General features: G+C 70.8%; 15 protein-coding genes and 1 tRNA gene. 9 read left to right on the top strand and 7 right to left on the bottom strand.

Annotation, left to right across the window (positions count from 1 at the left end):
- The first annotated feature begins 166 nt into the window (after window positions 1–166).
- The 7 genes from CCN42_RS28130 to CCN42_RS28100 all read left to right on the top strand — a co-directional run bounded on the left by CCN42_RS28130 (window position 167) and on the right by CCN42_RS28100 (window position 9,309).
- Entirely contained in the window at window positions 167–2,446 is a 2,280-nt protein-coding gene (locus CCN42_RS28130; protein ID WP_086739799.1) for an FdhF/YdeP family oxidoreductase, read from the top strand.
- A 44-nt stretch (window positions 2,447–2,490) separates the two neighbouring features.
- Window positions 2,491–2,979 carry a hotdog fold thioesterase gene (locus tag CCN42_RS28125; RefSeq protein ID WP_086739797.1) on the top strand — a complete coding sequence of 163 codons (489 nt, stop codon included), beginning with the start codon at window positions 2,491–2,493 and terminating at the stop codon, window positions 2,977–2,979.
- A gap of 632 nt (window positions 2,980–3,611) precedes the next feature.
- Entirely contained in the window at window positions 3,612–4,844 is a 1,233-nt protein-coding gene (locus tag CCN42_RS28120) for a branched-chain amino acid ABC transporter substrate-binding protein (RefSeq protein WP_086739795.1), read from the top strand.
- A 115-nt stretch (window positions 4,845–4,959) separates the two neighbouring features.
- The gene (locus CCN42_RS28115; protein ID WP_086739793.1) at window positions 4,960–5,889 is read left to right on the top strand and encodes a branched-chain amino acid ABC transporter permease; all 930 of its coding nucleotides are present in this window, start codon (window positions 4,960–4,962) and stop codon (window positions 5,887–5,889) included.
- Window positions 5,890–5,894: 5 nt separating this feature from the next.
- Complete coding sequence (locus CCN42_RS28110) at window positions 5,895–7,718, top strand: branched-chain amino acid ABC transporter permease (protein ID WP_086739791.1); 1,824 nt, start codon at window positions 5,895–5,897, stop codon at window positions 7,716–7,718.
- A 5-nt stretch (window positions 7,719–7,723) separates the two neighbouring features.
- Window positions 7,724–8,596, top strand: a complete 873-nt coding sequence (locus CCN42_RS28105) for an ABC transporter ATP-binding protein (RefSeq protein ID WP_086739801.1) — start codon at window positions 7,724–7,726, stop codon at window positions 8,594–8,596.
- Window positions 8,593–9,309, top strand: a complete 717-nt coding sequence (locus CCN42_RS28100; RefSeq protein WP_086739789.1) for an ABC transporter ATP-binding protein — start codon at window positions 8,593–8,595, stop codon at window positions 9,307–9,309. The genes CCN42_RS28105 and CCN42_RS28100 overlap by 4 nt, the downstream gene beginning before the upstream one ends.
- Here CCN42_RS28100 and CCN42_RS28095 read toward each other — a convergent pair.
- Both CCN42_RS28095 and CCN42_RS28090 read right to left on the bottom strand, forming a co-directional pair.
- A complete protein-coding gene (locus CCN42_RS28095) occupies window positions 9,306–9,698 on the bottom strand; it encodes a hypothetical protein (RefSeq protein WP_086739788.1) in 393 nt (130 codons plus the stop codon). The two genes, CCN42_RS28100 and CCN42_RS28095, sit on opposite strands and share 4 nt — an antisense overlap.
- Window positions 9,699–9,710: 12 nt before the next feature.
- Entirely contained in the window at window positions 9,711–10,364 is a 654-nt protein-coding gene (locus tag CCN42_RS28090; RefSeq protein WP_043499948.1) for an ANTAR domain-containing response regulator, read from the bottom strand.
- Window positions 10,365–10,466: 102 nt separating this feature from the next.
- On the opposite strand from CCN42_RS28090, the gene CCN42_RS28085 reads away from it, so the two are divergent.
- Window positions 10,467–10,539 (top strand) — tRNA-Leu (locus CCN42_RS28085).
- Window positions 10,540–10,618: 79 nt separating this feature from the next.
- On the opposite strand, the gene pyk is transcribed toward CCN42_RS28085, so the two are convergent.
- Together pyk and CCN42_RS28075 are read right to left on the bottom strand one after the other, a co-directional pair.
- Window positions 10,619–12,055 carry a pyruvate kinase gene (pyk, locus tag CCN42_RS28080; protein WP_086171009.1) on the bottom strand — a complete coding sequence of 479 codons (1,437 nt, stop codon included), beginning with the start codon at window positions 12,053–12,055 and terminating at the stop codon, window positions 10,619–10,621.
- Window positions 12,056–12,220: 165 nt separating this feature from the next.
- A complete protein-coding gene (locus CCN42_RS28075; protein ID WP_086739786.1) occupies window positions 12,221–12,943 on the bottom strand; it encodes an SIMPL domain-containing protein in 723 nt (240 codons plus the stop codon).
- A gap of 176 nt (window positions 12,944–13,119) precedes the next feature.
- On the opposite strand from CCN42_RS28075, the gene CCN42_RS28070 reads away from it, so the two are divergent.
- A complete protein-coding gene (locus tag CCN42_RS28070) occupies window positions 13,120–14,925 on the top strand; it encodes a bifunctional metallophosphatase/5'-nucleotidase (protein ID WP_086739784.1) in 1,806 nt (601 codons plus the stop codon).
- Here the strand turns inward: CCN42_RS28070 and CCN42_RS28065 are convergent.
- The 3 genes from CCN42_RS28065 to CCN42_RS28055 form a co-directional block, all read right to left on the bottom strand.
- Window positions 14,922–16,379: a lysine N(6)-hydroxylase/L-ornithine N(5)-oxygenase family protein gene (locus CCN42_RS28065; RefSeq protein ID WP_086739782.1), complete on the bottom strand. Its 1,458-nt coding sequence runs from the start codon at window positions 16,377–16,379 to the stop codon at window positions 14,922–14,924. The genes CCN42_RS28070 and CCN42_RS28065 overlap by 4 nt on opposite strands.
- Complete coding sequence (locus CCN42_RS28060; RefSeq protein WP_086739780.1) at window positions 16,376–17,746, bottom strand: pyridoxal phosphate-dependent decarboxylase family protein; 1,371 nt, start codon at window positions 17,744–17,746, stop codon at window positions 16,376–16,378. Before CCN42_RS28060 ends, CCN42_RS28065 begins: the two co-directional genes overlap by 4 nt.
- A 77-nt stretch (window positions 17,747–17,823) precedes the next feature.
- The gene (locus CCN42_RS28055; protein WP_086739778.1) at window positions 17,824–18,657 is read right to left on the bottom strand and encodes an NmrA family NAD(P)-binding protein; all 834 of its coding nucleotides are present in this window, start codon (window positions 18,655–18,657) and stop codon (window positions 17,824–17,826) included.
- Window positions 18,658–18,797: the final 140 nt, after the last annotated feature.

Raw genomic sequence — 18,797 nt, 5'->3', positions numbered from 1 at the left:
CCCCCGGGCGCACGGGCGGGCACCGCCTCCGCCGCCCGTGCGCCCGGGGGCGGTCGCCGTCGGTGCCGCGTGCGAGGATCGGAGACGTACCTCACACATGCGAGGCGGAGCGCGAGCCCCCGCGGCCGGTGCCCCGCCCGCGCCCGCGGTCGAAGGAGAGCGTGCGATGGCAAGGAAGCCGCCCAAGGCTGATCCGGTTCAGGACGCGCCGCAGGTCGCCGAGCCGAAGCACGCGGCGGCGGGGCTGCCCGCCATCGGACACACCCTGCGCGTCGCCCAGCGGCAGATGGGTCTCAAGCGCACCGCGCTGACCCTGCTCAGCGTCAACCAGAAGGACGGCTTCGACTGCCCGGGCTGCGCCTGGCCCGAGCCGGACAAGCGGCACGCCGCGGAGTTCTGCGAGAACGGCGCGAAGGCGGTGGCGGAGGAGGCGACGCTGCGCCGGGTCACCCCCGAGTTCTTCGCCGCCCACCCGGTCGCCGACCTGGCCGGCCGCAGCGGCTACTGGCTCGGCCAGCAGGGCCGCCTCACCCACCCCATGTACCTGCCCGAGGGCGCCGAGCACTATGAGCCGGTCACCTGGGAGCGCGCCTTCGGCATCGTCGCGGAGGAGATCGCCGCCCTCTCCTCGCCCAACGAGGCGGTCTTCTACACCTCGGGCCGCACCAGCAACGAGGCGGCGTTCCTCTACCAGCTGTTCGCCCGCGAGCTGGGCACGAACAACCTGCCGGACTGCTCGAACATGTGCCACGAGTCGTCGGGCTCGGCGCTGACCGAGACCCTCGGCATCGGCAAGGGCAGCGTCCTGCTGGACGACCTGCACAAGGCGGACCTGATCATCGTCGCGGGCCAGAACCCGGGCACGAACCACCCGCGCATGCTCTCCGCCCTGGAGAAGGCGAAGGCGGGCGGCGCGAGGATCATCAGTGTGAACCCGCTGCCCGAGGCGGGCCTGGAGCGCTTCAAGAACCCGCAGACCCCGCAGGGCATGCTCAAGGGCGCCGCCCTCACCGACCTCTTCCTCCAGATCCGCATCGGCGGCGACCAGGCCCTGTTCCGGCTGCTCAACAAGCTGATCATCGAGACCGAGGGCGCGGTGGACGAGGATTTCGTCCGCGAACACACGCACGGCTACGAGGAGTTCGCCGAGGCCGCCCGCGCGGCCGACTGGGACGGGACGCTCGCGGCGACGGGCCTGACCCGGGAGGAGATCCAGCGGGCCCTCGGCCTGGTCCTCGCCTCGCGGCGCACGATCGTCTGCTGGGCGATGGGCCTGACCCAGCACAAGCACTCGGTGCCGACCATCCGCGAGGTGGTCAACTTCCTGCTGCTGCGCGGGAACATCGGCCGCCCGGGTGCGGGTGTGTGCCCGGTGCGCGGTCACTCCAATGTGCAGGGTGACCGCACCATGGGCATCTTCGAGCGCCCCGCGCCCGCCTTCCTGGACGCCCTGGAGAGGGAGTTCGGCTTCGCTCCCCCGCGCGAGCACGGCTTTGACGTCGTCCGGGCCATCCGCGCGCTGCGCGACGGCGAGGCGAAGGTCTTCTTCGCCATGGGCGGCAACTTCGTCTCCGCCTCCCCCGACACGGAGGTCACGGAGGCGGCGATGCGCCGTGCCCGGCTCACCGTGCACGTGTCGACGAAGCTGAACCGTTCGCACGTCGTCACGGGGGCGCGGGCGCTGATCCTGCCGACCCTCGGCCGCACCGAGCGCGACATCCAGCAGGGCGGTGAGCAGGTCGTGACGGTCGAGGACTCCATGGGCATGGTGCACGCCTCGCGCGGACGCCTGGAGCCGGCGAGTCCGCACCTGCTGTCCGAGCCGGCCATCGTGTGCCGTCTCGCCCGCCGGGTGCTCGGCGAGGACAGCAAGGTGCCGTGGGAGGAGTTCGAGAGGGACTACGCGGCGATCCGGGACCGCATCGCGCGGGTGATCCCCGGGTTCGAGGACTTCAACGCGCGCGTGGCCGCCCCCGGCGGTTTCGCCCTGCCGCACGCGCCGCGCGACGAGCGGCGCTTCCCGACGGCGACCGGCAAGGCCAACTTCACCGCGGCGCCGGTGGAGTGTCCCGAACTGCCCGAGGGCCGCCTCCTGCTGCAGACGCTGCGCTCGCACGACCAGTACAACACCACGATCTACGGCCTGGACGACCGCTACCGCGGCATCCGGAACGGGCGCCGGGTGGTGCTGGTCAACCCCGAGGACGCCGCCGCCCTGCGGCTCGCGGACGGGGCGTACGTCGACCTGGTGAGCGAGTGGAAGGACGGCGTGGAGCGGCGGGCGCCCGGCTTCCGGGTGGTGCACTACCCGACCGCGCGGGGCTGCGCCGCCGCCTACTACCCGGAGACCAACGTCCTGGTGCCGCTGGACGCCACCGCGGACACCAGCAACACCCCGGCCAGCAAGTCCGTCGTCGTCCGTCTGGAACAATCGGCGACCGACTGAGCGTTTGCTCAGCCAGCAGGACGACAGATGAACGGAGCCGGCCCATGGGCGAGCAGCACACCGTGAAGTTCCCGCAGGAGGTCATCGACGAGTACGCCTCGCTCGGTGTCGATCTGCCCGCCCTGTTCTCGGCCGGGCACCTCGGCACGCGGATGGGCGTGCAGATCCTGGAGGCCTCGCCGGACCGGGTCGTCGGCACCATGCCGGTGGAGGGCAACACCCAGCCGTACGGGCTGCTGCACGGCGGCGCCTCGGCGGTGCTGGCGGAGACGCTGGGCTCGGTGGGCTCGATGCTGCACGGCGGTGTCTCCAAGATCGCCGTGGGTGTGGACCTGAACTGCACGCACCACCGCGGGGTGCGCTCGGGCCTGGTCACCGGTGTGGCCACGCCGCTGCACCGGGGCCGGTCGACGGCGACGTACGAGATCGTGATCAGCGACGAGGAGGGGCGGCGGGTGTGCAGCGCGCGGCTGACCTGTGTGCTGCGCGAGGTGACCCCGGACGACGCGAAGCGGGCGGCCTCCCTGGGCTGACTCTGCGTCACGTGCGCCAACCGCCGCCGTGCGACGGTCCGTTGATCCGGACCGTCGCACGGCGGCTTTTTGGTGCAGGGGCCACGCAATTCCGTAACGGCTATTTCACCCCTCTTTCCGGACGAAGAGCGGACGAAGAGCGGATTCCGGCGCAAGATCACCCTCTCGGAAAAATGATCGATCAAGCGGAACCGCCGTGGAACGCCGGACTCCCTTTCCGTGGCGTAACTCTTCGTAATACGCGCGCAATACGACGGGGTGGCTTTCCGCGCGCACGCAGACCCCGCCCGGCCGCTCTCCCAGGCCCCACCGGTGGCCTGGAGCAACGATTCCGCGACATCAGCAAAAAGCAAGAACACTGCTGATTAGAGCCAGCCGGGGCCTGCGAGTCTCACGATATGGACCGGGCGAATCGGCCAGAATTCCGCGCTTCCACCCGGCAAGTACCGCTCTGCATTACGTCGTGTCATAACAAGAGCGTCACAGCCTTGGACAGACTCTCCTCCACGTATCCCACACACGCTTAGAGTCACGCCCAGTCACCGCGCCAACGGATTCGAAGTTCCTTCGGTCCCGCGCTCGACTCGACGTGCTCCATCAGGAGCCGCCGTGCCAGGGAAAGGACCTGATTCGTGCGTCAACGTTCGCTCCTCGCCATCACCGCCGCCTTGGCGGCGGGATCGCTCACCCTCACCGCATGCGGGTCGCGCGACGACAGCAGCAACGGCAGCGGTGGCGGCGACAAGACCACCGTCGTGATCGGCGTCGACGCCCCCTTCACGGGTGACCTCTCCGCTCTCGGTCTCGGTATCCGCAACTCCGCCGAGCTGGCCGTGAAGACGGCCAACAAGGAGGAGTACGTCAAGGGCATCGAGTTCAAGCTGGAGCCGCTGGACGACCAGGCCCAGCCCTCCGTCGGCCAGCAGAACGCCCAGAAGTACATCAGCAACAAGGACGTCCTCGGCGTCGTCGGCCCGCTGAACTCCAGCGTGTCGCAGCAGATGCAGAAGCCGTTCAACGACGCCGGTCTGGTGCAGGTCTCCCCGGCCAACACCGGTACGGAGCTGACCCAGGGCGACGGCTGGAAGACCGGCAACTCGGTCCGCCAGTTCAAGACGTTCTTCCGCACGGCCACCACGGACGAGGTCCAGGGCGCCTTCGCCGCCGAGTACCTCTACAACAAGGCCGGCATCAAGAAGGTCTACCTGATCGACGACCAGAAGACCTACGGCGCGGGTCTCGCCGCCTCCTTCAAGACGAACTTCACCAAGCTCGGTGGCAAGATCGTCGGCAGCGACCACGTGAACCCCGACGACCGGGACTTCAACTCCGTCGTCGCCAAGATCAAGAAGACCGGCGCCGAGGCCCTCTACTACGGCGGCGAGTACCCGGCCGCCGCGCCCCTGAGCCAGCAGCTCAAGGACAGCGGCCAGAACATCCCGCTGATGGGCGGCGACGGCATCGTCTCCGGCGACTACCCGAAGCTGAACAAGAAGGCCGCGGGCGACCTCGGCACCTCCGTCGGCAAGCCGGTCGAGCAGCTGGACTCCGCGAAGAAGTTCATCGACGGCTACAAGGCCGCGGGCTACGAGGACCCCTACGAGGTCTACGGCGGCCTCACCTACGACGCCACCTGGTCGATCATCGAGGCCGTCAAGCTGGCGGTCGAGGGCAACGACGGCGAGCTCCCCGCGGACGGCCGCAAGGCCGTGCTGGACGCCATGAGCAAGGTCAAGTTCGACGGCGTCACCGGCACCATCTCGTTCGACGAGTTCGGTGACACCACCAACACGCTGATGACCGCCTACAAGATCAAGAACAACACCTGGGCGCCCGAGTTCAGCGGCTCCCCGAAGCTGGACTGAGCAGAGGACGAGTAACCGGCTCCACCACATCACACATTGATCCAGGCCGCGCGGGCGCGCCCACCAGCGCACCCGCGCGGCGCCATATCCGAACCCATCCCACGGAGGCCCTGCGGTGAACGAACTGCCGCAACAGCTGGCCAATGGACTCATCCTCGGCGCGATGTACGGACTCATCGCGATCGGCTACACGATGGTCTACGGCATCGTCCAGCTCATCAACTTCGCCCACGGCGAGATCTTCATGGTCGGGGGCTTCGGAGCCCTGACCGTCTGGCTCATACTTCCCGACGGCTTCGCCCTCGGCGCGGCCGTCCCGCTGATGATCATCGGCGGCATCCTCGTCTCGGTGGCGGTCGCCACCGCGGCGGAACGGTTCGCCTACCGGCCGCTGCGCACCGCGCCACGGCTGGCCCCCCTGATCACCGCGATCGGTCTGTCCATCGTCCTCCAGCAGGTCGTGTGGATGTGGTACCCGGACGCGAAGAAGGACCATCCCTTCCCGCAGTTCGAAGGCGAGGCCATCGACATCCTCGGCGCCAGCATCCAGCGCGGTGACCTCTTCGTGCTGATCGCCGCCCCGCTGTGCATGCTCGCCCTCGGCCTCTTCGTGACGAAGACCCGCTCCGGCCGCGGCATGCAGGCCACCGCCCAGGACCCGGACACGGCCAAGCTGATGGGCATCAACACCGACCGCATCATCGTGATGGCCTTCGCCATCGGTGCCGCGTTCGCCGCCATCGCCGCGGTCGCCTACGGCCTGAAGAACGGCCAGGTCGGCTTCCGGATGGGCTTCCTGATGGGCCTGAAGGCGTTCACCGCCGCCGTGCTCGGCGGCATCGGCAACATCTACGGCGCCATGCTCGGCGGACTCGTGCTCGGCGTCGCCGAGTCCCTGGCCACCGGCTACGTCGGCGACATCCCCGGCATGGAACTGTTCGGCGGCGGCGCCTGGAAGGACGTGTGGGCGTTCTCGCTGCTCATCCTCGTCCTGCTCTTCAGGCCACAGGGCCTGCTCGGCGAACGCGTCGCGGATCGGGCGTGATACCCATGACGAAGACCACCGACACCACCGTCGACACCACCAAGGTGTCCACCGCCCCGGCCACCCCGATCGTGCCGCTGCCGTCCGCCGCGGCCCGCGCGCTCGCCGTCGCCGGCTCCGCCGTCGCCCTCGTCGGCACCTTCCTCGCCTGGACCTGGACCGAGGAGTTCCCCGGCAACCTCACGGTCACCGGCTACCCCGGCGGCCTCCAGGTGCTCACCCTCGTGGGCTCTCTGCTCACCCTGCTGTTCGCCGTCTCCGGATACGGCGTCAAGGGCCTGCGCTGGCTCACCCCCGGCGGCACCAACAGCCCCGTCCTGCTGAGCGCCCTCGGCGTCCTCGGCACCACCGGCTACGCCCTCGGCGCGATCTCCTACGAGCTGGGCGGCCTGGTCAACCTGGAGCTCGGCGCCTACGTCTCCGGCGCCGGCGCGCTGCTCGCGGTGATCGGCGCCCTCGGCCTCCCGGTCGACCAGCCGTACGACCCGAGCGACCCGCACCCCCACCTGTGGGGCCGGATCCGCCACGCGCTGACCGCTCCCGAGCCCGCCCGGGCGAAGGAGCTGCCTTCCTGGGCCGAGATCCTGGTCATCGCCGCGGGCTTCGGTGTCGGCCTGTACGTCTTCGCGTACGGCATCGGCACCGAGTACTCCGAGCTGTTCATCGGCTTCCTGATCGTCACCGGGTTCGGTTTCACCGCCGTCACCCGCGCGGGTCTGCTGAAGCGTCTGTCGGCGCTGACCGCCAAGCACCGCAACGTGGCCATGGCGGCGGCGTTCGTCGCGGCGATCTGCTTCCCGTTCACCCAGACGAACGACCAGTACGCCCTGATCGGCGCGAACATCCTGATCTTCGCCACGGTCGCCCTGGGCCTGAACGTGGTCGTCGGTCTCGCCGGCCTGCTCGACCTCGGTTACGTCGCCTTCCTCGGCGTCGGCGCCTACGCCGCCGCCCTGGTCTCCGGCTCCCCGCAGTCCACGATCGGCGTGCAGTTCCCGTTCTGGGCGGCCGTCCTCACCGGTGCCCTCGCCTCGCTGGTCTTCGGCGTGGTGATCGGCGCCCCGACCCTGCGGCTGCGCGGCGACTACCTCGCCATCGTGACGCTCGGCTTCGGTGAGATCTTCCGCATCACCATGAACAACCTGAACGGCAACAGCGGCCCGGACGTCACCAACGGCTCCAACGGCATCCCGAACATCCCGGACCTGGAGATCTTCGGGTTCAACCTGGGCCTGTCGCACAGCGTCCTCGGCCACGAGCTGACCCGCTCGGGCAACTACTACCTGCTGATGCTGCTCTTCACGGCCATCGTGGTGCTGGTCTTCCGCCGCTCGGCGGAGTCCCGCATCGGCCGCGCCTGGGTCGCCATCCGCGAGGACGAGACCGCCGCCACCGCGATGGGCATCAACGGCTTCCGCCTCAAGCTCCTCGCGTTCGCGCTCGGCGCGTGCCTCGCCGGTCTGGCCGGCACCGTCCAGGCGCACGTGTCGTACAGCGTCACCCCCGAGCAGTACCAGTTCGCCGGTTCCGTGCCGCCGAACTCGGCCTTCCTGCTCGCCGCCGTCATCCTCGGCGGCATGGGCACCATCAGCGGCCCGCTGATCGGCGCCGCGCTGCTCTACCTGATCCCGGCCAAGCTCCAGTTCATGGCCGAGTACCAGCTGCTGCTCTTCGGTGTCGCGCTGATGCTGCTGATGCGCTTCCGCCCGGAGGGCCTGGTCGCCGACCGCAGGAAGCAGCTCGAATTCCACGAGACCGGACAGCTCGACGTACCGGAGGACAAGTCGCTGCCCGAGGGCGCGACCGGCGTCGCCAAGGCAGGGGCGTGACCGCCATGACCACCACCACGACCGCACCCACCAGCACCGCGGTGCTCGACGCCAGCGGCGTCACGATGCGCTTCGGCGGCCTGACGGCCGTCCGCGGCGTCGACCTCACCGTGAACACCGGGGAGATCGTCGGCCTCATCGGCCCCAACGGCGCCGGGAAGACGACCTTCTTCAACTGCCTCACCGGCCTGTACGTGCCGACCGAGGGCAAGGTCGCCTACAAGGGCACCGTCCTGCCGCCCAAGCCGCACCTGGTCACCCAGGCCGGCATCGCCCGTACGTTCCAGAACATCCGGCTGTTCGCCAACATGACCGTTCTGGAGAACGTGCTGGTCGGACGGCACACCCGCACCAAGGAAGGGCTCTGGTCGGCCCTGCTGCGGCTGCCCGGCTTCAAGAAGGCCGAGCAGGAGTCGCGCGAACGGGCCATGGAACTCCTGGAGTTCACCGGTCTCGCCGCCAAGGCCGACCACCTGGCCCGCAACCTGCCCTACGGTGAGCAGCGCAAGCTGGAGATCGCCCGGGCGCTGGCGAGCGAGCCGGGCCTGCTCCTCCTCGACGAGCCGACCGCCGGCATGAACCCGCAGGAGACCCGGGCCGCCGAGGAACTGATCTTCGCGATCCGGGACAAGGGCATCGCCGTCCTCGTCATCGAGCACGACATCCGGTTCATCATGAACCTCTGCGACCGGGTCGCCGTGCTGGTCCAGGGCGAGAAGATCGTCGAGGGCCCCGCCGAGGTCGTCCAGGCCGACGAGCGCGTCATCGCCGCCTATCTCGGTGAGCCCTTCGAGGGTGCGCCGGGCAAGGAGGAGGCCGCCGAGGTCGAAGCCGCGGAGGCCGAGGCGCACAGCACCACGGAAGGGGACGACAAGTGACCGCTCTGCTGGAGGTCGAGGACCTCAGGGTCGCCTACGGCAAGATCGAGGCCGTCAAGGGCATCTCGTTCAAGGTGGACGCGGGCGAGGTCGTCACCCTCATCGGCACCAACGGCGCCGGGAAGACCACCACGCTGCGCACCCTGTCCGGACTGCTGACGCCGGTCTCCGGCGACATCCGGTTCGACGGCAGGTCGCTGAAGAAGGTCCCCGCGCACAAGGTCGTCTCGCTGGGTCTCGCCCACTCCCCCGAGGGGCGGCACATCTTCCCCAGGATGACGATCGAGGACAACCTCCGGCTCGGCGCGTTCCTGCGCAACGACAAGGAGGGCATCGAGAAGGACATCCAGCGCGCCTACGACCTGTTCCCGATCCTCGGGGAGCGGCGCAAGCAGGCCGCGGGCACCCTCTCCGGCGGTGAGCAGCAGATGCTCGCCATGGGCAGGGCGCTGATGTCCCGGCCGAAGCTGCTCATGCTCGACGAGCCCTCGATGGGTCTGTCGCCGATCATGATGCAGAAGATCATGGCGACCATCCAGGAGCTGAAGTCCCAGGGCACCACGATCCTGCTCATCGAGCAGAACGCCCAGGCGGCGCTCTCGCTGGCCGACCACGGCCACGTCATGGAGGTCGGCAAGATCGTGCTCTCCGGGTCCGGGCAGGACCTGCTGCACGACGAGTCGGTGCGCAAGGCGTACCTGGGCGAGGACTAGGGCCTCGACGCCGTGGGACCGCCGCTTCCCCCAGGGGGAGGCGGCGGTCTTCGCTGTTCGTGCTCCGCGGCCCGCCGCTCGAGCTCCTCGGCCCGCCCGTCCCAGTCGGGTCCGCAGCACAGCAGGTCGGCGGCGGCCTCGCGGAGCAGCTCGGGGTCGTCCGGGCGCTGGAGGCAGGCCAGCCGGTGGGCGAGGGTGCGGGCCCACGGCGGCAGGGCCGTCCAGTCCTCGGTGAGGACGTCCCGCAGCATCGCCCGGATCTCGTCGGCGGTCGCGAACGTGACCTGCTCGACGAACTCCCGGACGGCGTCCCGGACCTGCCGGCTCTCGGCGCCGGCCGCGTCGACCGCCCGGCCGAGGCTCCTGGCCGCGCGGAGGAGATCGGACATCACCCGCGGGGCTCAGCCCTTCGCGGCCTTCTTCTCCTCGGCGTCCTGGATGACGGCCTCGGCGACCTGCTGCATGGACATCCGGCGGTCCATGGAGGTCTTCTGGATCCAGCGGAACGCGGCGGGCTCGGTCAGGCCGTACTCCGTCTGGAGGATCGACTTGGCGCGGTCGACCAGCTTGCGGGTCTCCAGCCGCTGGGAGAGGTCGGCGACCTCCTTCTCCAGCTCCTTGAGCTGCGTGTACCGCGAGACGGCCATCTCGATCGCGGGGACGACGTCGCTCTTGCTGAAGGGCTTCACCAGGTACGCCATGGCTCCGGCGTCACGGGCCCGCTCGACCAGGTCGCGCTGGGAGAAGGCGGTGAGCATCAGCACGGGGGCGATGGACTCCTCGGTGATCTTCTCGGCCGCGGAGATGCCGTCCAGCTTGGGCATCTTCACATCGAGGATCACGAGGTCCGGCCGGTGCTCGCGGGCCAGCTCCACGGCCTGCTCACCGTCGCCGGCCTCGCCGACGACCGTGTAGCCCTCTTCCTCCAGCATCTCTTTGAGGTCGAGCCGGATCAGGGCCTCGTCCTCGGCGATGACGACTCGGGTCGTCAGCGGAGGCACGTGCGACTTGTCGTCGTCGGGCGCGTCTACGGGCTGGGGCGACTCGGCGGTCACGGGGGCTCCTTGTTCAGGGCAGGGGTACTGCTGACAAGAGCCTACCTAGCTACGGTAAGGTGGGGACACGGCGGGTAGCCGCCGACCTTCTTTTCGAAGGGCGCCCCGGTAGCCCAGCGGTAGAGGCAATGGTCTCAAACACCATCCAGCGTCGGTTCGAATCCGACCCGGGGTACTTTTCCTTAGACTTCAAGGTCACGCAAAAGCGGATGCCCACCCTCTGGTGAACATCCGCTTTTATCATTCCGCAGCGCTTATCGCCTGCCGCGCTCCTCACCGATGTGGTGCACGTGCACGAGATTGGTCGTTCCCGAGACACCGGGAGGCGAGCCGGCCGTGATCACGACGGTGTCCCCCTTTTCGCAGCGGCCGTATTGCGTGAGCAGTTCGTCGACCTGGTCGATCATGGCGTCGGTGGATTCCACCCGCGGGCCGAGGAACGTCTCCACCCCCCAGGTCAGACTGAGCTGCGAGCGGGTGGCCGGGTCGGGGGTGAAGGCGAGCACCGGGATCGGGGAGCGGTAGCGGGACAGGCGGCGGGCGGTGTCACCGGACTGGGTGAAGGCGACGAGGAACCGCGCGCCCAGGAAGTCGCCCATCTCGGCCGCCGCGCGGGCCACCGCTCCGCCCTGGGTGCGGGGCTTGTTGCGCTCGGTCAGCGGCGGCAGGCCCTTGGCGAGGAGGTCCTCCTCGGCCGCCTCGACGATCTTCGCCATCGTCCGGACCGTCTCCACCGGGTACTTGCCCACGCTGGTCTCGCCGGACAGCATCACCGCGTCCGTGCCGTCGATCACTGCGTTGGCGACGTCGCTCGCCTCCGCCCGGGTGGGCCGGGAGTTCTCGATCATCGAGTCGAGCATCTGGGTGGCGACGATCACCGGCTTGGCGTTGCGCCTGGCCAGCTTGATCGCGCGCTTCTGGACGATCGGCACCTGCTCCAGCGGCATCTCCACACCGAGGTCGCCGCGGGCGACCATGATGCCGTCGAAGGCCGCCACGATGTCGTCGATGTTCTCCACCGCCTGCGGTTTCTCGACCTTGGCGATCACCGGGAGGCGGCGGCCCTCCTCGTCCATGATGCGGTGCACGTCCTCGACGTCCCGGCCGCTGCGCACGAACGACAGCGCGATGACGTCGAAGCCGGCGTGCAGGGCCCAGCGCAGGTCCGCCTCGTCCTTCTCGGAGAGGGCGGGGACCGAGACGGCGACGCCGGGGAGGTTCAGGCCCTTGTGGTCGGAGACCATGCCGCCCTCGACGACCCTGGTGCGGACGCGGGGCCCGTCGACCCCGGTGACCTCCAGGGTGACCTTGCCGTCGTCGACGAGGATGCGCTCGCCGGGGGTGACGTCGCCGGGGAGACCCTTGTACGTCGTCCCGCAGGACTGCCGGTCGCCCTCGGCGCCGTCCTCCACGGTGATGGTGAAGGTGTCGCCGCGTTCGAGGAGTACAGGTCCTTCGGCGAAACGGCCGAGCCGGATCTTCGGGCCCTGGAGGTCGGCGAGGATCCCGACGCTGCGGCCGGTCTCGTCGGCGGCTTTGCGGACCCGCCGGTAACGCTCCTCGTGTTCGGCGTGGCTGCCGTGGCTGAGGTTGAATCGGGCCACATCCATTCCCGCGTCGACCAGGGCTTTGATCTGGTCGTACGAGTCGGTGGCGGGCCCAAGGGTACAGACGATCTTTGCTCGGCGCATGATGCGAGCCTAGGGCTTACCCGCGGGTAGACAATTGGCCGGGCGTGACTACTCAACAACCTTTGCATGAAGGGGTGTTGACAAGCGCTGAATTGTGCGGCAGGGCGCTCTGATGAGCAATTCCACAACTCCTTTCCCGAGCACCCCTTTTCCCGGCGGAATTTCCTACAGGCGGGGCGGCGCCATGGTGAAGCGGGCGTCGACCGCGGCGTACACCTGCTGGCGCTGCGGTTCCAGGTCGAGCGCCGGAGCCGCCTCCGCCGCGCCTGCGAGGGCCGGGGCCGCTCCCCGGGTCCGCCCCGGAGCCGCCGGGTAGGCCGGGACCGCGGGTCCTTCCGCGCCGATGTCGGCGAGCTCGACCAGGGCCGCGAGGGTGGTGTCCAGCGCCTCGGCGTACTCGCGGGCGCGCTGCACTGCCTCCCGGACCGCCTGCCGACGGGCTTCCCGGTGGGCGGGCGAGGTGCGGCGCAGGGACCACCAGGGGCCGTCGACCCGGGTCAGCTCCAGGTCGGCCAGCCGGGTGGTCAGTTCGCCGAGCGCGGTGAAGTCGGACAGCTCGGCGGTGACCCGGACGCCCCCGTGGTAGGTGCGGACGCGTTCGCCCTTGCCGTGCTTGACGAGTTCCGGCGTGAGGGAGAAGGCGCCGGTCTCCAGCCGCTCCACCGCGTCCCCGTAGGACTTCACCAGGTGCAGGACGGCCGCGTTGCGGCGGGTCAGGTCCTCCAGGGCGGCGCGCCGGTCGCGGCCGCGGGCGCTGACGGTGATGCCGATCCGGGCGATCTCCGGGTCGACCTCGAGACGGGCCTCGCCGCGGACGGCGATCCGCGGGGCCCCGGGGGTCCCGTAGGGGACGGCGGGCTGGGCTTCGGCTGCGGCAGGGGTCGTCATGACGCCCACTCTGTCAGCCCTGCCCCGGGCCGGACCCGCGGATGCCCGGCCGAGGTCACCAGATCGCAACCTCGCGGACCTGTTGCCGTCGGTCATGCACGGGTCAGAATCTACGCGCGTCCGTCTACGCGCGTCATCGACGCCGTCATCGACCGTGGCACCGAGGAGAGCACGACATGCCGTTGAACCGCCGGAAGTTCCTGAAGAAGTCCGCCGCGACCGGAGCCGGGGTGGCCGTCGCCGGCGCGGCGGCGGCGCCGTCGGCGACGGCCACGGAGACGGCGAAGGGCCCCAGGCCGGCCAAGCGGTACTCCCTCACCGTGATGGGCACCACCGACCTGCACGGCAACGTCTTCAACTGGGACTACTTCAAGGACGCCGAGTACACCGACGCCAAGGGCAACGCCAAGGGCCTGGCGCGGATCGCCACGCTGGTGGAGCAGGTCCGCGAGGAGAAGGGCCGCCGCAACACCCTGCTGATCGACGCCGGGGACACGATCCAGGGCACCCCGCTGACGTACTACTACGCCAAGGTCGAGCCGATCACCGCGAAGGGCGGCCCGGTGCACCCGATGGCGCAGGCGATGAACGCCATCGGCTACGACGCCGTGGCCCTCGGCAACCACGAGTTCAACTACGGCATCGAGACCCTGCGCGCGTTCGAGGAGCAGTGCGACTTCCCGCTGCTCGGGGCGAACGCGGTGGACGCGAAGACGCTGCGGCCGGCCTTCCCGCCGTACTTCATGAAGACGTTCAAGGTGCCGGGCCTGCCGCCGGTCAAGGTCGCCGTGCTCGGGCTGACCAACCCCGGCATCGCGATCTGGGACAAGGCGTACGTCCAGGGCAAGCTGGCCTTCCCCGGTCTGGAGGAACAGGCCGCGAAGTGGGTGCCGAAGCTGCGCTCGATGGGCGCGGACGTGGTCGTCGTCTCCGCGCACAGCGGCTCCTCCGGCACCTCCTCCTACGGCGACCAGCTGCCGTACGTGGAGAACGCCGCGGCCGACGTGGCCAGGCAGGTGCCGGGCATCGACGCGATCCTCGTCGGCCACGCGCACGTGGAGATCGAGGAGCTGCTCGTCACCAACGAGAAGACCGGCCGCCCGGTCGTGCTGTCCGAGCCGCTGTGCTACGCCGAACGGCTCACCCTGTTCGACTTCGAGCTGGTGTTCCGCAAGGGCCGCTGGCACGTCGAGTCGGTCAAGGCCTCGCTGCGCAACTCCAACACCGTCGAGGACCACCCGTACATCGGCAAGCTGCTCGACGACGAGCACGCCAAGGTCGTGGCGTACGTCAACCAGGTCGTCGGCACCGCGACCGAGCCCCTGACGACGGTCGAAGCCCGCTACAAGGACGCCCCGATCATCGACCTGATCACCAAGGTCCAGGAGGACGTGGTCAAGGCGGCCCTGGCCGGCACCGAGCACGCCGCGCTGCCGGTGCTCGCGCAGGCCTCACCGTTCTCCCGGACCAGCGAGATCCCGGCGGGCGACGTCACCATCCGGGACCTGTCCAGCCTCTACGTCTACGACAACACGCTGGTCGCCAAGCTGATGACGGGCGCGCAGCTGCGGGCGTACCTGGAGTACTCGGCGGAGTACTTCGTCCGGACGGCGGCGGACGCGCCGGTCGACGTGACCGGGCTGACCAACGCGAACGGCCGCCCGGACTACAACTACGACTACGTCTCGGGCCTGACGTACGACATCGACATCGCCCAGCCGGCCGGTTCCCGGATCAAGAACCTCGCCTACGGCGGCGCCCCGCTGGACGACGCGCAGAAGTTCGTGCTCGCCGTCAACAACTACCGCGCCAACGGCGGCGGCGCCTTCCCGCATGTCGCCTCCGCGCCGGAGCTGTGGGCGGAGTCGACGGAGATCCGCACCCGGATCGCCGAGTGGGTGACGGCCAAGGGCGTGCTCGACCCGAAGGACTTCGCGTCGGTGGACTGGAAGCTGACCCGGAACGGCACGCCGGTGTTCTAGAACCCCTCCGTGAGGGCACGGCCCCGGGGCCCGTCCGCGAGAGGGGTCAGCGCCTTCGGGCGCCGCGCGGACGGGACCCGGGGCCGTGGCTGTTCCAGGCCGAACGTGGTGAACGCGGTGCGGTCCGGCAGCGGATACGGCTCCCCGCCGAGGAGCGAGTTGAGGATGGACGCGCTGCGCCAGGCGGCGAGGCCCAGGTCCGGGGTGCCGACGCCGTGCGCGTACAGTCCGGCGTTCTGCACGTACACCGAACCGGTGACCGCCGGGTCCAGGACCAGCCGGAACCGCTCGTCCACGCGCGGGCGTCCCCGGCCGTCGCGGCGCACGTACGGGTCGAGTCCGGCGAGGATCCGGTTGAGGGGGCGTTCCCGGAAGCCGGTGGCGAGGATCACGGCGTCGGTGGTGAGCCGGGAACGGGTGCCCTGCTGGATGTGCTCCAGGTGCAGCTCGACCTGGGTGGTGGCGATCCGGCCCGCGGTGCGGACGCGGACGCCCGGGGTGAGCACGGCGTCGGGCCAGCCGCCGTGCAGGGTGCGGCGGTACAGCTCGTCGTGGATGGCGGCGATGGTGCCGGCGTCGATGCCCTTGTGGAGCTGCCACTGGGCGGACACCAGTCCGTCGCGGACCGGTTCGGCGAGGGCGTGGAAGTAGCGGGCGTAGTCGGGAGTGAAGTGCTCCAGGCCGAGCTTGGAGTACTCCATCGGCGCGAACGCCTCGCTGCGGCCGAGCCAGCGCAGCCGCTCCCGGCCGGCCGGGCGGTGGCGGAGCAGGTCGAGGAAGATCTCGGCGCCGGACTGCCCGGCGCCGACGACGGTGACGTGTCCGGCGGCGAGGAACGCCGCACGGTGGTCGAGGTAGTCGGCGGCGTGCACCACGGGCACGCCGGGCAGGCCGACGAGGGGCCGCAGCGGGTCGGGGACGTGCGGCTCGCTGCCGATGCCGAGCACGACGTTGCGGGTGTACGTCCGGCCCAGGGCCTCCGCCTCCCCGTCCGCGTCGAGCTGGGTGAAGTCGACCTCGAACACGTCGCGTTCGGGGTTCCAGCGGACGGCGTCGACCTGGTGGCGGAAGCGCAGCCCGGGCAGGCTCTCGCAGACCCAGCGGCAGTAGGCGTCGTACTCGGCGCGCCGGATGTGGAAGCGCTCGGCGAAGTAGAAGGGGAAGAGCCGGTCGCGGGTCCTGAGGTAGTTGAGGAAGGACCAGGGGCTGGCGGGGTCGGCGAGGGTCACCAGGTCGGCGAGGAACGGCACCTGGATGGTGGCGTCGTCGATGAGCAGGCCCGGGTGCCAGCCGAAGGCGGGGCGCTGCTCGTAGAAGACGGCGTCGAGTCCGGGGAGCGGGTGGGCGAGGGCGGCCAGGGAGAGGTTGAACGGTCCGATGCCGATGCCGACCAGGTCGCGCGGCGCTTCGGTGTGCTGGGTCCGGGGGTCGTGAGGAGCGGGCGCCGGGGTCATCGGGGAGTGTGTCCTTCCACCAGTTCCAGGAGCGCGGCCAGGTCGTGGGGCCGGGCGTGCGGGTTGAGCAGGGTGGCCTTCAGCCAGAGGCGGCCGTCGGTGCGGGCGCGGCCGAGGACGGCACGGCCGCCGGTGAGCAGGGTGCGGCGTACGGCGGCCACGGCGTCGTCGGGGGCGCCGGCGGGCCGGAACAGGACCGTGCTGATCGCGGGCCGGTCGTACAGCTCGAACCCGGGGTGCGCGGCGATCAGGGCGGCGAACTCCCGGGCGCGGTCGCAGACCTGGTCGACGAGCGCGCCGAGCCCCGTGCGGCCGAGGGTCTTGAGGGTGACGGCGATCTTCAGCACGTCGGGGCGGCGGGTGGTGCGCGGGGAGCGGCCGAGCAGGTCGGGCAGGCCGGCCTCGGTGTCGTCGTCGGCGTTGAGGTAGTCGGCGCGCTGGTGCAGGGCGGCGAGATCGCGCGCGGCGCGCACCGCGAGCAGTCCGGCGGCGACCGGCTGCCAGCCGAGTTTGTGCAGGTCCAGGGTGACGGTGTCGGCGGCGTCGAGTCCGGCGAGCCGGGTCCGGTGCCGGTCGCTGAAGAGGAGCCCGCCCCCGTAGGCGGCGTCGATGTGCAGCCGGGCGCCGCGGGCCCGGCAGCGGGCGGCGATCTCGGGCAGCGGGTCGATCCGTCCGGTGTCGGTGGTGCCGGCGGTGGCGGCGACGAGCAGCGGGCCGGACAGTCCGGACAGGGCGTCGTCGAGGGCGGCCGGGTCGATGATCCCGGCCGGTGCCGGGACGACGACGGGTCGGGGCAGGCCGAGCAGCCAGGCGGCGCGGGTGAGCGAGTGGTGCGCGTCGGCGCCCGTCACCAGTTGCGTCCGCCCGCCGTGCGCCTCCCGGGCGAGCAGCAGCGCGAGCTGGTTGGACTCGGTGCCACCGGTGGTGATCAGGCAGTCGGGAGCGGGCCGGCGGGGGTAGACCTCGGCGGCGAGCGTGCCGGTCACCAGGGCTTCCAGCGCGGACGCCGACGGGGCCTGGTCCCAGGAGTCCAGGGACGGGTTGAGCGCGCTCGCGGCGAGGTCGGCGGCGGTGGCGACGGCGAGCGGCGGGCAGTGCAGGTGGGCGGCGCAGAGCGGGTCGGCGGGATCGGCGGCGCCCTCGGCGAGTGCCTGGACGAGCCGCCGCAGGGCGTCCGGGTCGCCCTCCTCCGGGAGGACGTCCCCCACCGCGGTGCGCATCCGCGCGGCCACCGCCGCGGGCCCGCCGCCGGGCAGCGGGCCGCCCCTCCCCCGGCCGCCGGCCGCCAGCGCGTCGAGGACCGTGCCGAGCAACGGCCGGAGCGCGCCGGGGCCTTCGGGACCGGAGGCGAGAGACGGCATGTTCATGCGGTCAGCTTGGCGGCGGGCATGCCGCCACGCCCGGAAAGCGGGGGATCAGCACCCGAAAGGGGGTACCCCCGGATTCAGCCCCGGAAGTCCGCCGCGTGGTCCTCGGCCCACTCGGTGAACGTGCGGGCCGGGCGGCCGGTGAGCTTCTCCACGGTCGGGGTGATCTCGGGTTCGGTGCCGGCCAGGTCCCCGATCGTCCTCAGGAAGCGCTCCAGCATGCCCTGCGGGACGTGTGGGAAGAGGTCCGGGCCCGCCTCGTGCGGCGGCACCTCGACGAACCGCAGGTCGCGGCCGAGGGCCCGGCCGATGGCGGCGACCTGCCCCGCGTGGGTGACCGCCTCGGGGCCGGTGAGCCGGTACGCGGCACCGTCGTGGCCGTCGTCGAGGAGGGTGCGTTCGGCGACGGCGGCGATGTCGTCCTCGTGGATCGGCGCGGTGGGCGCGTCGGCGAAGACGCCGCGCACGGTGTCCCCGGAGCGGATCTGCGGCAGCCACTGGAAGGCGTTGGTGGCGAAGGCGTTGGGGCGCAGGAAGGTCCACGCGAGACCGCTGTCGCGGACCAGCCGTTCGACGGTGGCGTGCATGACGTGGATCGGGTGGGTCTCGTCGGCGCCCTCCTGGATGATCCCGGAGGAGAGCAGCACGACGTGGCGCACCCCGGCCTGTCGCGCGGCGGCGAGGAAGGCGCCGGTGCGGTCCCCCGCGCCCTGGGCGTACAGGAACAGTCCGGTGGCCCCCCGGAACAGCGCGGCGGGGTCGTCGAGGTCCAGCCGTACCACCTCGGCGCCGTCCGGCAGCTGCGCGCGGGCCGGGTCGCGGGTCAGGGCCCGGACGGGGTGCTCCCGGGCGACGAGTCGTTCGACGAGGGCACGGCCGACGTTGCCGGTGGCTCCGGTCACCACGATCACGGGTTGCCTCCTTGAGGGGTGGGGCCGATCGGTCAGGCCCGGTCGAGCCTAGGAAGACCGGTCAGCCTCCCGCGTCGGCTGTGGGGACCAGCCGTGCCTCCGTCTGCGGTCCTAGGTTCTGTCGTCGAACTCCCGTCTGC

The organism is Streptomyces glaucescens (genome assembly GCF_002154375.1).
Classification (GTDB): Bacteria; Actinomycetota; Actinomycetes; order Streptomycetales; family Streptomycetaceae; genus Streptomyces; species Streptomyces glaucescens.
This window is presented reverse-complemented; position numbering and strand designations above follow the sequence as displayed.